The sequence below is a fragment of the uncultured Bacteroides sp. genome (assembly GCF_937912035.1).
In the GTDB taxonomy this organism is placed as follows: domain Bacteria; phylum Bacteroidota; class Bacteroidia; order Bacteroidales; family Bacteroidaceae; genus Phocaeicola.
This window is the reverse complement of sequence record NZ_CALDPF010000034.1, coordinates 13,138-29,559: the sequence shown is the minus strand read 5'-3', so window position 1 is coordinate 29,559 and position 16,422 is coordinate 13,138. Positions and strand designations below refer to the sequence as shown.

The 16,422-nt window shown below is 37.7% G+C and carries 9 protein-coding genes and 1 pseudogene; 3 read left to right on the top strand and 7 right to left on the bottom strand.

Annotation, left to right across the window (positions count from 1 at the left end; all coding sequences use genetic code 11):
• Positions 1-35 precede the first annotated feature (35 nt).
• Positions 36-401: a helix-turn-helix domain-containing protein gene (locus Q0486_RS08575; RefSeq protein WP_299232088.1), complete on the bottom strand. Its 366-nt coding sequence runs from the start codon at positions 399-401 to the stop codon at positions 36-38.
• Positions 402-451: 50 nt separating this feature from the next.
• Here Q0486_RS08575 and Q0486_RS08570 point away from each other — a divergent pair, with 50 nt between their 5' ends.
• A complete protein-coding gene (locus tag Q0486_RS08570) occupies positions 452-694 on the top strand; it encodes an AAA family ATPase (RefSeq protein ID WP_299232086.1) in 243 nt (80 codons plus the stop codon).
• Positions 695-951: 257 nt separating this feature from the next.
• Here Q0486_RS08570 and rhuM read toward each other — a convergent pair.
• From rhuM to Q0486_RS08545, 5 genes and pseudogenes are all read right to left on the bottom strand, one after another.
• Positions 952-1,266, bottom strand: a pseudogene (gene rhuM / locus Q0486_RS08565) (RhuM family protein); the annotation flags it as partial.
• Between the two features lie 17 nt (positions 1,267-1,283).
• A complete protein-coding gene (locus Q0486_RS08560; protein WP_299232084.1) occupies positions 1,284-2,657 on the bottom strand; it encodes a Fic family protein in 1,374 nt (457 codons plus the stop codon).
• Between the two features lie 67 nt (positions 2,658-2,724).
• Positions 2,725-4,599: an AAA family ATPase gene (locus tag Q0486_RS08555; RefSeq protein WP_299232082.1), complete on the bottom strand. Its 1,875-nt coding sequence runs from the start codon at positions 4,597-4,599 to the stop codon at positions 2,725-2,727.
• Between the two features lies 1 nt (position 4,600).
• Entirely contained in the window at positions 4,601-8,179 is a 3,579-nt protein-coding gene (locus Q0486_RS08550) for a TaqI-like C-terminal specificity domain-containing protein (RefSeq protein ID WP_299232081.1), read from the bottom strand.
• Positions 8,180-8,202: 23 nt separating this feature from the next.
• Entirely contained in the window at positions 8,203-11,472 is a 3,270-nt protein-coding gene (locus tag Q0486_RS08545; protein ID WP_299232080.1) for a helicase-related protein, read from the bottom strand.
• A gap of 473 nt (positions 11,473-11,945) precedes the next feature.
• Here Q0486_RS08545 and Q0486_RS08540 point away from each other — a divergent pair, with 473 nt between their 5' ends.
• Positions 11,946-14,096, top strand: a complete 2,151-nt coding sequence (locus Q0486_RS08540) for a DNA topoisomerase 3 (RefSeq protein ID WP_299232078.1) — start codon at positions 11,946-11,948, stop codon at positions 14,094-14,096.
• Here the strand turns inward: Q0486_RS08540 and Q0486_RS08535 are convergent.
• Positions 14,080-15,513 (bottom strand): rRNA cytosine-C5-methyltransferase, encoded by a 1,434-nt coding sequence (locus Q0486_RS08535; protein WP_299232076.1) that lies wholly within the window; start codon positions 15,511-15,513, stop codon positions 14,080-14,082. The two genes, Q0486_RS08540 and Q0486_RS08535, sit on opposite strands and share 17 nt — an antisense overlap.
• Positions 15,514-15,614: 101 nt before the next feature.
• On the opposite strand from Q0486_RS08535, the gene Q0486_RS08530 reads away from it, so the two are divergent.
• Positions 15,615-16,409, top strand: a complete 795-nt coding sequence (locus Q0486_RS08530; RefSeq protein ID WP_299232074.1) for a thymidylate synthase — start codon at positions 15,615-15,617, stop codon at positions 16,407-16,409.
• Positions 16,410-16,422 lie beyond the last annotated feature (13 nt).

Genomic DNA, 16,422 nt, shown 5'->3' with positions numbered 1-16,422 from the left:
TACGGTGGGGGAGAATATGGATATGTAATAGAAAGCTATGATACAGTTTCTATTATTTGCCAATAACCTTGTTTTCGTCCTCCTATACGTTTTAGTAGTCCAAGTTCTTGAAGGCGTGAGAGATTATATTTTACGCCATCTTCTGTAATATTAGAAAGGCTCTCACTAATCTCCTTTCGTGTTGCTTCGGGATGTTCTTTTAAGAATAACAATATTGCTTGTTGTTGTTCCGTAAGATTTTGTATGGTCTTTTGGGTAGTCTTTTGGGTAGTCTTTTGGGTAGTTGCTCTTTCCGGATACTCAAATTTGAATATTGTCCATATGCCAGACGCATCATAACGGAATTCAGGTGTAGAGAACCCGTCGTTCTTGATTATATTAAAGTCATGGAAAAGCGGCAAAAAGTATGTGTTTTTGTCTTGGAAAAGTGGAAAAATAAAGATATTTCATTATGTTGAAGAGAAAAATAGACACATATCTGACTAATTATTACGCGACTAACCGTAATGCTCTTTTGATTACCGGAGCCCGTCAAATAGGCAAGACCTACTCTATCCGTGAGTTTGGAAGGACATTCAAAAGTTTCATCGAAATTAACTTTCTTGAGAATCCTGATGCGGTAGCTCTATTATTTTTAACAACGATAATATTAATGTCAGAGGAAAATATATTTATGCCCCACTCTATATGGTGATGTTCATTGAGAAGAAAAACGACGCTCCAACATACTATAAAGTTGATTTGAGCGGACTAAATTAAGTGATAAAGTTAGCTTTATGCTTTTTATCTCTTTCATAGGCTTTCAGCAAATACACTATCCGGTTGCTATAGAACATAAACCGTTTCACATCTCTTGCAAACGTTTTGCAAAGCCTTTGCAAGCATTTTGAAAACCATTTAAACAGTGTTTAAACGCTATTTAAGCACTGCTTAAATTGGTTTAACGCCGGAACGTGTGGCTATTTGTGACTGTAAACGATATCCCAAAGCTATGACCATATCAAGGTTGTAATGGTCAATATTTCTTTTTACTTGGCGATTACCCTCCTGGCGAACTAACAAGAATTTCTTGTTAGTTGCTTCTGATATAAGTTCTCCATCTTTGTAGATATTGTCTATATGCTGGCTAATGTTTTGTTGCGATGTATCATATATCTCCGCCAACTGATTCTGTGTCAGCCACAAATCTTCATCAGCGAAACGTACCGATACACGAGTTATTTCGTTATCGTCCTGATACAGGATTATTTTATTTTCTTCGTTCATCTTTATTATCTAAATCGTTATTTGCTATTTTTCAAACTCTTCTTCAATGCCATACCTTTTGCCGTAAGGCGATATTTTTGATTTTGACTATTGGGCTTATCTGGTATTGTTAGTTCTATATAGCCGTTATTAATTGCCGGAATTAAATAATCCGTTCTAAAATAATCTCTATTCTTAATTAATAATATATTCTGCAATTCCGAACGTCCCATTTCTCCCATTAAAACAGAAATGAGTTTTGTTACTTGTACACTTGCATGGTCACTTGCATGGTCACTTGCATGGTCACTTGCATGGTCACTTGCATGGTCACTTGTACTTATCGGAAAAGTAATACGGATAAAATTATCAGTAAACTTAAAACAATCTTCCCCATACGCTCTTAATATACGAGGTATTCCGGAGCCTAAAGATTCAACTAATTCCACATCACGATATATGCGCATTAATTCCTTGTTGCGAGGAATTGATATACCATTGAAGAATTCTTCTTTGGAGAGAGATTCCGGCAAACGCCCTGCCGATGTTATCTCCAGTCTGTCTGGAAATATTTCAAATTTGGGCGGTACTTCAAACGAATAGTCGTTATGCACTATCGCGTTTATAACAGCCTCACGCAGAGCGACCTTGTTCCATAATGGAGTTTCAATACGTTCCATAGGAGTAATAGTAGCAGCAACCTTATTCTCAATATCGAGTTTTGACAAAACGCTTTTAGTGGCTTTTATAAGTGAACAATATCCATACTCATTGTTTTCTATTAAATCACATCTGTCTAAGCTTGAATACTTGGCTACTTTTATGGAGTTCCCGTTCTCGTCAGCCAAAAGATAAGCCACATAATTGTATTTCCCATCTTCGGTGAGCAGCTCCAATGTACGTTTAAAATTTTCATTTAGTCTTTTGCCACGTTCGTCATAATAGATACGCAGCTGTTCAAAACTCAAATCCTGACGATTGGATACAATGCGTCCGATAGAATTGCGTGTCCTTATGGCAAACAGACGGTCAATCTGTTCTTGAGGCATAGGCTCTGCCGATGTCCCTACACGCATATATGCGCCTCGCGGTGTCATCCCGAATTTTGTTTTGAAATATGGCTTTTCTATTCCGCTCGCAATCGTTATTCTTATAATGCTAAGTCCATCCTTCTGTTCTTCAGCTATATCAAACAGCCCCATTGCCGAAGGAGAAATATTATGCTTTATACGGTCTTTCAGTTTCAGCATGCATTCGTCTATGTCGTTCACACCTACGGTAGAACCGTCTTTGTCAATACCGATATAGATATATCCACCCTCTTTGTAATTCAAGAAAGCTACAATCTCCTTTTCAATATCAAGTTCGGGAGTCAATTCTCTTTTATATTCTATGCGGTTGGTTTCTGACATAAAATTATCTTCTAACATCTCCTTTAATATAAAGTTCCTTAGTTTCTATAATTATGCAACATAACTTCTATAGGAAAGATTTAAAATCATGCCCATCCTTATCTTTATAAAAATTGACATAATTACCAGTGTATTTTTTTCCTATATAAATGTGTAACTGTCGGCAAATTTCTTCCAAAGTTTCACCCTTATAATATGTATACTGTTTAGGAGTCCCACGTTTTCCATCTTTAATAGTAATACTCTCAATTGTATCACCTTTAGCTATTGATAATTTCCTAACACCGTCATGGCCCATAAATGAATATAACGGTGTTTTTAAATTAACCTTTATCTCACATTTGGTTGTTTCATTTTCATCAAGAAATAGAAAAACAGCATTTTCTACTGCTACAACTTCTTTAATATCTAATCTTAATATATGTTGTTTTACTTTAGGTATTACTTTTATAATTGTATCTAACTCAATATGATAGATGTTTGTATCAATACTTCTATGTGACAACGGATTTAACAATGTCCCTAAAGAAAATATTATTGTTTGAATATCATTCGTATCTCCATCTGTACATTCAAAAAGATATTTGGCAGCATCTATTTTTGCTCTCAATTTTTCTTTAGGCAATCCATCTTCTGTTCTGGATATATATTGAGGGAAGAATTGCATTAGTTCTTCAACTGATTTTCGCAAATAATTTGCAGACGCAGGATAATCAAACTTTTTATAATGGTATATTGCACGTGTATAGGTATCTTCAGAATCGTAACAAACAGGATTGTTTGTTAGAATAATGTCGTTATATATTTCCTTAAATAACCAACTGTCTTTGTAATCTTTAAATTTTTCTTTAACAAAATCTTTGGTCAATTCAAAGAAAGCTCTATCATGAGTAAACAGATATATCTTATATTTATCAGAAATTTGTAATAAAAAATTAATTACTTTAATACGATTACTCATATCAAGACTTATAAGCATATCGTCTAAAGCTAGGAAACTACCTTCAGCTGGACTATCAAGATTCAGTAAAGCTAAACGAATTGATAAAGCTATTGCCGTTAATTTTGCTTCATTAAAATAGACATGAGGTTTATTTATAGGATTACCATCTTGCATAATAGAAAGACTTATTATTGGCTCTATTATTGCTTTGTTTGGTGCTTTTATTAGATTTCCAGATGTATTTACAATAAGGGGATAATCCCATTTTAGTCTAAATCCATTTAATAATACATCTGGGTGTGGATTAACTTCCGGATATGATAATATTATTGAAAGGGGTGGTTCCTCATCTTCTTTAAAGTATTTATTATATATATCCGAAGCATATAAATTTATATCTCCAATAATATCATCTAAACAAAAGTTGAATATATTTATTTTATGCTTAATTGCTTTAGATGAACTTTTGTTGCTAAGTTTGGAAGAGTCACGAATTATTTCCTCATACATCAAAGACATGTATGTTCCTATTTCTGTTATAAATATATAGGGAAGTATTTCTCTTTGAAATACTGGAAATAAGTTTATATCTTTAGAGTTAGTAAAATTGAAGAAGCTAAATAATAATTGGTGGTTAATGAAATAAGTATCTAGTTCTGCCAGTTTATCAAAAGCTTGACACCCATTATCTGATATTATAGATATAAATGGATTTCTACTACCATCATACCAATTTACGGCAATATGAGGTTTGTCTCCAACGTTTTTAGCAACAAAGTTTTTATTAATTAAATTTTGTGGATTATCAATATTGAAATATTTTTTCCCCATATCAGGTTTTCTGTATGAATTGAAAAGACAATGCAATGCATAATATATTGAAGATTTTCCACTTCCATTCTCTCCATATAAAAGTAAATGTTTTCCCTCTAATTCAAGTTTAAACGTAGAGGGAAAAGCCTTAAATCCGTTTATGGTAATTTCATTAATCTTTGCCATATTATTCTTCTATTATAGGTTTAAGTAGTTCAGAACTTCTGATTGTAAATAGCTCTAGTCTATTCCTGATTGCATTGTCTGTTTTCTTTATTGTCAAGAATGTGTTTAATATAATGTCTTTTTTTTCTTTATCAGAAGAAATATTTGAAATAGACTTAACAAGTTTTATAGCAGAGCTCATTATATCTATTTCGAGCTCCTTCATATGGTCACCAAAGTAAATTTCGTATATACATCCGTCAATTATTCTTTCAAAATAATCGGAAATCAGTTTGTTGGAAACCAAATCAGAAAGATTGGTTTCTTGTGATTTTATGAAAAGAACATAATCGCATAATGTTGATACTAATTGTTCAGCGTCTGGAGATATTGTTTCAGGTACAGGAAAAGGTTTTACATAATCGGGTTTAAATCTGAAAAAACCATTGGCTAATACTGTACCTGTATTTTTAAGATACCACCAAAATAATCTCGAATTAAATAATGCCATCCAAAATTTATAACTTTCTTTTACTTCATATTTCTTTATATATCCGTAAACTGTAGTTGTTTGATAAAATAGCCCCTTACTATCATAAGTAAAATTACCTCCCATTGAAATGTCAGGCGCAACCAATTTTTCGTTATCAAATAAAACAAGATTCTTAGGGTAAATGTACTTAAACCAGAAATCATCATCTTTTAATCTTCCTTTTTCTCTTCCCCTCAAAACTTCTTCACATTTCTTTAGGTAAGCATATCCATTTGGAAATAACTCAGACAATTCTTTTTCAGAATAAAGATTAGCTTTCCCGTTTTCTATTTTATATGGAAAAATGACAAAACGGTCTGTTGAAAGAAGTTCGTATCTGTGTACATCTTCTCCTTTCAATAATGGTTTCACCAATCCACGTTCTATACTTATGTACTCTTCTGTATATTTTGAGTAACCGTTGACTATTCCGTTTTCTTCAGTGCATTCATACAAAAAATATACATCATCCTTACTGGTTGCAAGACCTTGGAATATTTTTTCAAAAATGTCGCTTATTTTACGGGTATGTACTTCCAATTTATTTAATATACCTACAGTTTCTCCAACAGTAAGCACCCAAGCTTCTTTATTTAATTTTCCAGATTTAATGATTGCCTTACTGTCATTGTTTAAAGAGTTCAAATAAGTACCCAACTCCTCATTTGTAGTAAGATTCCTATCCAACTCATAATATGCTAACTCTTTACAATTAGGCATAAACCACTGTAGTGCTGTATAAGTAGAAGCATTGAACACTTGATAAGCACCGAAGTTTATTATTTGAGATGTTTTGTCTGCTACCAATTCTCGTAATCCTTTTCCGAAAGCAGAATTGGTCCATTTTACAGGCATAATATAATTAACAATACCTGAATTGTTTACAATCTGTAATCCTCTTTCTACGAATGTTACATATAAATCAAATGAGCCTGTTGCAGATTTATATTTCTCTACCAATTCATCTGCAAATTCAGGATTTACGTCCCTTATCCCTTGTATTCTTAAATACGGAGGATTGCCGATAACCAAATCGAAACCTTTAAAGTTTCCATTGTCATCTAATAATGATGGAAATTCGTATCTCCACTCAAAGGCTTTTTTATACAGTTTATCATATTTCACTGTATTTGCATGTTGGCTTTTACTTTCGATAATTTTGCGTATGGTTTCAAGCTCTTTTTGGGCTTTAGGAGATAGTTCCTTTTCACTTTTCTTATTATCGAAAAAATGTTTCATGTTTGATTGTAAATTCAAATACATGAAATATTTGTCAATAAGTTTCTTTTCGCTTTTGGTATAAAAACGTATCTTATCTTCCAGCTCAGTTTTGAAAAAACTTTTTATGTCAGATATCAAACCTTTGTATTTATCTTTAACTATATGGTCTGAAGTATTCAAATAGTCGTGTATCAAAGTTTGATATTTGTTCAATGTTATCTTATCTTCATCTTTTTTGTTTTTGTTGTATTCCGAAAAAACATTCATTATTGGAACATCAAGCGTATTTCTACTAAGCAATGAATCACCACAAACTATTTTATAGTCCAAATTGGGCAGAGGCTGAGGTATTTCTTCATCAACAACCAAGGCAAGCCAGAATCTTAGTCTTGCTATGTCAACTGCTCCTTGTTCAATATCAACACCAAATATGTTTTCCTGTATGATTTCTCGTTTTACTTCTGCATGAGAGAAAGTGTGTTTGTCTTGTGTAAACCCATATAATAGTTGGCGTGCATGAAACAATACGTTAAGTATTCCCATAGGAAATGCACCCGAACCTATAGCCGGGTCACATACTTTAATAGACTTCAGCAGGCCATATATTTTTAAGGCATTTTCTTTATCCTGAAGTATATCGTTGACTTTTTTTGATGAAATCAATGATTCTACTGCCGGATGAAACTCAGACTCAGTATGAGTTTTCAGATACTGAATAACACTCTGGCGGCACATATACTGAACAATTTCTTTTGGAGTGTAGAATGCTCCTTTATCCTTATTGTCTTCCAGAAGGTTTTCAAAAATGTGTCCAAGCATTTCAGGGTCTATACCTATTTCGCTGTCTTCAGGATCGTTTTCGTCTATGGTAAAGTTATACATAGAGAAAAAGTCCATAAGTTCTTTAAAGTAAGAATATGGAAAATCTATATCCAAAGCATCTATTTTATCCTTGTCGAACAATCCTCCATTAAGGTACGGAATCTTTATATTATCACCTAATAGAATATCTGCAATGTCTCCTTCACGTTTTTCGTTTAATGTATTGAAAAACAGAACTTCAAGCACATCACTTAACAGACGGTCATTTCCTTCATAACGTGCTATAAGATTGCTTAGATAATTCTTGTCACCGCCTTTCCAATCAGAACGTGAAGCCGGAACGCCCATCCAGCCTTTTTTCTGAAGGAATTGCAGGAATACCAGACGTCCGAGCAGTTTCTTAACATAGTCACGGTTCTGTTTAGTATCGGAAAGTAGTTTCAAGAATTTGGTATATTGAGCCTTATATCCGTTGAAGAATTCTTTATTCAGGCGCTCTACAGAGAATGCTTCCATAACGTCTGCCAAGTATATGGAACTGTTTTTCTTTTTAGAAATCAATTCGTACATACGGTCGGTGGCAGTTCTGCATGGCTCGTTTTCTCCTAAAAGGAATGTATATCTTTTAGGAGCTGTCTCAGAATTAATAAGTTCTCCATTTTCATTGAATGAACTTTGTTTTGCTATGAATGTCAGACGATAGTCAGGTATGTTTTTGGAATAATAGAAAGCCAATGCACCATGAGTGATAGACTGGTCAATGGTCTTTGCGGCTATTTCGCGCAATCCTTTGCGGTTACGGTCAATAAGTACATTATCATTAACTTCAAATGTATAAATGGCCAATGAACGTCCGTCATCCAGACGGATTGTTCCTACCTGGCCTCCACTCTTGATAAGGCTATGCGAAACAGGGTGCCCCTGAGAAAATATATCTACTACAGGGAACATTTCTCTCAGAACATCAATCCACTGATTGAAGTTAAATTTTGCCGATAATATATATTTAAGTGTTGCTTTATCCATCGTATCTGTATGTTATTTTAATTTTATATTGAAAAACTTTCGGAAATAATGATTTCCGGTATTTCGTCTTTAACCCTCTTTTCGCTTTTTATTGGTTGAGACCGTGTATATTCAGACTCAATATGTTCAAGCGGATATGAGGTTATTATTTTCATTAACTGTTCTATCAGTATCACCAGTTTTACCGGATTCTTCTTTGTCGCATTCTGTAGCTTGTTTATATCTCTTTGCAACTGTTGGAACTTGCCTGTTGTTATAGCACATTTGGCTTTTTTAATTAATGCTACTTCCTCGCCAGTGATATTAGGTGCCGTGATAAAAGCATCCAGATATGCAATCGCTTTTTTCTCGTTGGGTCCCTGACTAAGGTTTACCTTTTTTGTAGTAGCCTTGGATGCTTCTTCATCTGCGGAAAATGCCTCTATAGCTTTTGCCACTTGCTCATGATGCCTGTCATGCAGAGGAATAGACATTTCTTCCGTTTTTGCCTCAAATGCTTTTGCTGCTTCAATGAAAGTCAGCTCTTCAAGGCTTCCGTCTTCACGGATGAGGCTAAAGGAATCTCTGCGCCTATTGCGGATAAAAGTAATGGTACTCATTGGCATGAGTCCGTTTCTTCTTCCTACACGGGCTCTTAAAGGCATTTTGCTTATTTTCTTTATATAATCAGGATTTTCTTCTTTCATCTTTCTGAGCCACATCAGATAACGAAGCTTTTCGTCTCTTTCTTCATCAACACTTTTGTCGAACAGTCCGAAACTTTCCGGATTTTCGTCTGTGGAATAGATTTGGCTGTCTTCACCCAAAGCGGCATGAAAGGCAAACAGTTTCATTTTGGCTTTCTTTTCCAGTTCTATGTCGTCGTTGACTTTTGAAGTCGGGAAGAAATTGAATATATGTACTTCGTTTGCCGTACTTCCGATACGGTTTACACGGCCTATTCGCTGCATCAGTCTGGTGGAGTTCCAAGGGGTGTCGTAGTTGACAATTACATTTGCCCTGTGCAGATTTACTCCTTCTGCCAATACTTCGGTAGAGATTACTATGTTATAATCGTTCTTTTTCTCTCCTTTGTAGTTGGCATCGAAATTTGCCTCAAGTACCGGCATTTTGTCGTTCCTGTTGTCGCTTTGGACTGTCAGTATGCGGTCGAATCCGTGTGCTTTTAATGTTTCGGACAAATATTTGGTTGTTTCTTTGCTTTCGGAGAATATTACAAGTTTACCTTCATTGTTAATTGACTTGTCGAACAGCTTGTTTTTAAGATACTCGTTTATGAAAACATCGAGTTTCGGGTCATAAGTTATCTTCTCCCATTCATCGACAAGTTCCTGCAATATTTCTCCATCGTGCTCCAAGCCTTCTCTGAAACCTGAAATGAAATCATCAGGAGTGCATATTTCTATTGTAGGGTCTGTTTTTTTAGCTTCTTCTATCTGCCTAATCAATTCTTCTTCCTTACCCTCTATCAGAAGTTCGTTCACATTCAGATTTGGCGCTATATAGATCACTCCTTTTTCGAACATATCAAGCATAACCCTGTTTGCCTGACAGTATCTCTTTAAGGATTGTTTGAAAGCATAGAAACTACTGTCTATTCGTTTGACCAGCAATGTCTTCATTATATTGGAAAGCTGGTCAGAAATCAAGTCAGCCTTTTTGTACTTTTTTTTCTTTTTCTCAACCAAATATTTAATCGCCTGATAACGATAATATTTCAAAGCGTCATTATCTTTTCCTCTTAAATATTTAAGGGTCTTGTCATACAGTGCTTCCAGTTCGGTGTCAAGCTGGTAATAAACCTTATGTGGAGGTTTGACTTCAGGGAAATGGATGTGTTGTTTTTCCAAGTCCTTTCTGTAGGCTTCGTTCTCCAACAGGTCTGTACGTGTACGTCTGACTGTCAATGGCTCAACAACCTTGATTCGGATCTTTTCGTAAATAGCTTTTATTTCTTTGGAAATATGTTCTATATTCTTTTTATCTTTTAATTTCTTGTATTTATCAATCTGCTCACGGAAAAAACGTTGCAGGTTTCCCTCTTCCAAAGTGCTGTCTTTGGAATCCTGAAACAAATATACCAGATTGGCTATATCCTCCGGACGATTGTTAAGCGGAGTGGCTGAAACAAGTATTACCTTTTTGTCATGAAGCGTTCTATCGTCATAAACGGTTTTTGTTTTGCAAAGCTTTTGCAATTCATTATACATGGATGCTGTATCGCTTCTGAATTTATGTGCTTCGTCCACTATTATGAGGTCGTATATGGCAGGGTCTTTCAGCTTATGAAGGCTGCCATTGGTGACAATTGTATAGTTGTCAAGCTTAAACTCTTCCATAGTTCTTTCCCATCCGTCTTTTAGGGCTGGCGGAACTATTATCAATGTATGCGAACGATGTGCCGGAAATCCGTTATTAAAGAAAAACTTCTTGGCTATAAGTGCGGACACAATGGTTTTACCCAATCCGACGACATCAGAAAGGAAAAAACCGTTGTGTTTCATCATTTTTGAATATCCGTCATTCACGGCATCAATCTGGTATGACAGTTTTTTATATCCTTTCGGTAAGTCTGATACTGAATTAGGGTCGAAATCTATACTCTTGCCGAAGTATTCCAAAAGGAATTTCAGATAAACTTCGTATGGAGTAAAGTAGGGGTTAAGATATGAGCCTGTCTTGATTTTTTCAATATGACTGGTGTCAATTTCAACAGATTCAGCCCATAGCCTTTCAAATGTTTCTGTAGCATAAAGTATGTCATCATCGTTTCTCAACTCTACATTGAATTCGAAATTTTTTTCCAATCCTGCTTCTGTGAGATTGCTTGAACCGGTTATTACTGAACCACAGCCATGTGAATGAAATTCTTCTTCACGGAAGATATAGATTTTGGCATGTATGTTTTGCTTGGGGTGAATGCGTATTTCTATTCTGCCGGACATGATATCTTCTATGAACTGATACATTCCTTCTTCAACTTCCTTGTCATACTTAGCTTCCTGGATATTTTTCTTTACATCGTTGAAGAATTCTTCTTGTGACTGTTCGCTGTTAGGGTTGAAAAGTAATCCTTGCTGGTTGGCTTGGTAAGTAAGCTTGTCTATATTAATACCTACTAAGATTCTAATATGGGGGGTCTGCTGGATGAACTTCCGGATTCTGAAATATCCTGAAGCCCTGAAATATCCCACAAGTGCATCGAAAAAATGCACTTTTTTATATTTGAAAACTCCTTCTATTTTCTCGAGGAGGGTATTTTCTTTTTCGTTAGTAAAAAAATTTGTTCCCATAATTATTACTTGGTAGTTACATCAAGTTTCTATCATCAACAAAATTAATCTTTTTATTCCAAAATGAAAAATAATTAAATGTATGAATTCTTCCAAACGTCACTACATAAAACATGTTTTATCCTTACATAATCTATAAATATAACTTGTATTTATAAAAACGCAACTTGTGTTTATATAAATGCAAGTTATGTTTTTATAAACAACACTGTTATTTATAGAATATGTCAGTACTTTTACAACTTTATAATACGAAATATTGGACTTTATGTCAGCTTGAATCCCCTTTTTTATATATGTAAAATCCATTATTTCTTTGGGAAATTTAAAAATCAGTCGATTTATTTCCTTGGATAATTTAATTTTCACCCTACCACCGTATTCCATAATTCCGGCATTTATTTGGTTATATCGGAAAAAATCACGAAAATTGCATGACATTTAACGATTTTATAAGCTTATACTGACAGAGAATGATAGTTTGCATAGCCGAAAAGCCCAGTGTGGCAAGAGATATAGCGGAAGTGCTTGGCGCACACAACAAGAAGGATGGTTTCATAGAAGGAAACGGATATCAGGTGACATGGACATTCGGACACCTGTGTACGCTGAAAGAGCCGCACGAATATACTCCGCAGTGGAAATCGTGGTCGCTGGCAAGTCTGCCGATGATACCGCCGCGCTTCGGGATAAAGCTGATAAACGACTCAGGTATAGAAAAGCAGTTCAAGATAATAGAATCGTTGATGCAGAAGGCGGATATGATTATAAACTGCGGTGATGCCGGACAGGAAGGTGAACTGATACAGCGATGGGTGATGCAGAAGGCCGGGGCGAAATGTCCGGTGAAACGTCTGTGGATTTCATCGCTTACGGAAGAGGCTATCAGAGAGGGATTTGCAAACTTGAAAGACCAGTCGGAATTCCAGCCTTTGTATGAGGCGGGACTAAGCCGTGCGATAGGCGACTGGACGCTCGGAATGAATGCCACACGACTTTATACCCTTAAATACGGACAGAACAAACAGGTGCTGTCTATAGGGCGTGTGCAGACTCCTACGCTGGCTCTTATCGTGAAAAGGCAGCAGGAGATAGAGAATTTCGTACCTAAACAGTATTGGGAACTGAAGACTTCGTACAGGGATACTGTGTTCTCTGCCATAGTGCGCAAGAGTGATGAAGAACTGGCGGAAGAGGCTGCCGCTGAAAAGGAAAATCCGCAGTTGAAAAAGAAAACTCCTGCAAAGGAGGATGCCAACAGGGGTATTCCGCCTATCACTGACCAGGCTACGGGAGAGCAATTGCTGGAACGCATAAAGAACGCTCCGTTTACTATCACCGACATTTCATCGAAAAAAGGAACTGAGGCACCGCCAAGACTTTTCGACCTTACTTCGCTCCAAGTGGAATGTAACAAGAAATTTGGTTATTCCGCCGATATGACTTTACAGCTCATACAGTCGCTTTACGAAAAGAAGGTGGCTACTTATCCGCGTGTGGATACTACTTTCCTGAGTGACGATATATATCCAAAGTGTCCGAAGATTCTTGAGGGACTGAAGGATTATGCCATATATACGGCATCTCTGGCTGGCAAACCGCTTATAAAATCGAAAAAGGTGTTCGATAATTCGAAGGTAACCGACCACCATGCCATTATTCCTACCGGTGTGCAGCCACGTGAGCTGACTAATATGGAGAAAACGGTTTACGACCTTATTGCAAGGCGTTTCATCGCTGTGTTCTATCCGGACTGTAAGTTCTCTACCACTACGGTGATAGGAGAGGCTGATTCTATAGAATTCAAGGTGACGGGAAAGCAAATTCTTGAGCAGGGATGGAGAGTGGTGTTCGCAAAGGAACAGCAGGATGATACGAAGGAGAATGACGAGGAAAAGACTCTGCCTGCGTTCGCGAAAGGGGAGAGCGGACCGCACTATCCTTCGCTTTTCGAGAAGTGGACCCAACCGCCGCGCCCATATACTGAGGCTACTTTGCTCCGGGCTATGGAAACTGCCGGTAAGCTGGTAGAGAACGATGAACTGCGCGATGCGATGAAGGAAAACGGTATAGGTCGTCCTTCTACGCGTGCTGCCATAATTGAGACTTTGTTTAAAAGAAGATATATCCGTAAGGAGAAGAAGAATCTTATAGCTACACCTACTGGAGTGGAACTGATACAGCTTATTCATGAAGAATTGCTGAAGTCTGCCGAGCTGACTGGTATCTGGGAAAAGAAGCTTCGCGAGATAGAAAAGAGAAGCTATGATGCCGCTACATTCATAAGCGAACTGAAGCAGATGGTTACAGAGATTGTATATAGCGTGATAAGAGATACGAGCAACCGCCGTGTGACTGTTACTTCGGAGGAGGATGTGAAGACTGCTGCGAAGAAAGGTTCTGCAGGAAAAGATGCAACTGCGAAATCGGCTGCTGCAGCAAAGACTCCGCGCAAGAAAGCAACTCCGAAAGTTGAGAAAAAGGCTGTTGAGACGGAAAAAGAGGGCGATGATATTGTCGGCAAGGTTTGCCCTTTATGCGGTAAGGGTACCATCATAAAGGGTAAAACTGCATATGGTTGTTCGGAGTGGAAGAACGGTTGTGGTTTCAGAAAACCGTTCTGACCTCGTCAGGCATATATCCGCTGCGGATTCTCCATTCCTGGGGATAGAGATTGTTCGCACGGTTTCCTATGTTTTTTACAAAGCCTAAAGGTGTGTTGCGGTATGTTACCAGTACATATCCTTTGGGAACTGAGGCATCGAGTGTGACGGCTTCTTTTCTGAGATATGCTATAGCCTGTTCATAAGTGAGCTCTGCCTGTGGGAAACTCTCTCTGTTGAGGCTTGTGCTCATAGCCAGCGAGTGATGAGGCTGCCAGTCTTTGCCTTTGTTCTCGGCAAGAGTGATTCCGCGATGAAGTATACGGATGTTGTTCCCTTTGTCTTTCAGAAGGTTTTCCAAACTGTTCAGTCTTTGCGATTTTGCCACTGCTGTAGTTCCGCCGATAGAGAATTCAAAATCTTCGCTGTCGCATATCCATGATTTTATTTCGTTGGTTACGGTCATGGAGTTTTGTTTCTTGTCCTGCTTCTTATTGTTTTTCTTATTGCTCTTTCTTGAGCTGTAGTCGGACAAGATGTCGTAGTCTTCATCTGATGTACCGTTCTTGCGGAGTACAGCCATGTAGAGTCCTTCACCAATGGTTCTGTGGGGCAGGAAGCGATATACCGGAAAGTCATATCCTGCAAGGTTTCCCGTTATGTTCCATTCTTCTTTGGTCTCTACAGGAAGTACTTCTGCTCCAAGTTCGCTTGCTATCCAGGCTACATTGTCTTCGTTTTCTTCACGGTTGAATGTGCATGTGCTGTAAATCAGCAGTCCTCCGGGTTTCAGGCAAGGCCATATATCGCGGAGTATTCTGCGCTGGCGTTCCCAGCATAGTCCTACGTTGGCTGGGCTCCATTCTTCTACAGCCACTTCGTCTTTTCGGAACATTCCTTCGCCAGAACATGGAACGTCGGTCAGTATTACGTCGAAAAGTGATTCAAGAGGGGTGAAGTCCGAAGGGTCGTTATTGGTTACTATCACTTCAGGATTTCCCCATTTTACAATGTTTTCTGCAAGTATCTGCGAGCGGTTTCGCATCACTTCGTTGGCTATGAGCAGACTTCCTTCGGGGAGTGAGGAACGGAGTAGGGTAGATTTGCCGCCGGGAGCTGCACACAGGTCGAGGGCGATAACCGGTGATTTTACATACTGGTGCAAAGCACTCTCAAGAAACATGGACGATGCTTCCTGAACATAATAGCTTCCGGCATGGAATAGCGGGTCGAACGTGAATTTGGGGCGTGCAGACAGATAATATCCGTCTGTTGTCCACGGGATGAGCTTCGCATCCTCCGGCACAAGTCCGGTCTTTGCTCCGTTGATTCGTATGCTTACAGGTGTATCGTTCTGCATCGCTTCGCAGAGGGCTTTACAGTTTTCCTCGCCCATCAGGGCTGCTGTTCGTGATATAAATGAAACGGGGAAATTCATAATCTTCTGTATATATTAATATCTGCAAAGGTAATGTTTTTCATAATGTTTTTGATTAACTTTGCCCTCAATAATAAATAATTAAGTACAACATAATCTTTATGAAGCAATATTTAGACTTACTTCAACGCATAAAGACCGAGGGCGTAAGGAAAGACGACCGTACGGGAACGGGTACTATCAGCGTGTTCGGACATCAGATGCGTTTTAATCTGGAAGATGGTTTTCCACTTGTAACAACTAAGAAACTTCATCTTAAATCCATCATTCACGAACTTCTTTGGTTCCTTAAAGGTGACACTAACGTGAAGTATCTTCAGGAAAATGGTGTAAGAATCTGGAATGAATGGGCAGACGAGGATGGAAATCTAGGACATATATACGGCTATCAGTGGCGTTCGTGGCCTACTTACGACGGTAAGTTTATCGACCAGATTTCGGAAGCTGTGGATATGATAAAGAACAATCCTGATTCAAGACGTATCATCGTGAATGCATGGAATGTGGCTGATCTTGACAATATGAATTTGCCTCCGTGTCATATGTTCTTTCAGTTCTATGTGGCTAACGGACGTTTGAGCCTGCAGATGTATCAGAGAAGTGCGGATACATTCCTCGGAGTGCCGTTCAATATCGCTTCGTATGCTCTTCTGCTTCAGATGATGGCTCAGGTGACAGGACTGAAAGCGGGTGATTTCATACATACTTTGGGTGATGCCCATATATATCTTAATCATCTGGAACAGGTGGACTTGCAGTTGACAAGAACTCCGCGTCCTCTTCCTGTGATGAAAATCAATCCTGATGTAAAGGATATTTTCAGTTTCAAGTATGAAGACTTCCAGCTTGAAAACTATGATCCTTGGCCTCACATTGCCGGTAAGGTTTCTGTATAATTATTAACTGATG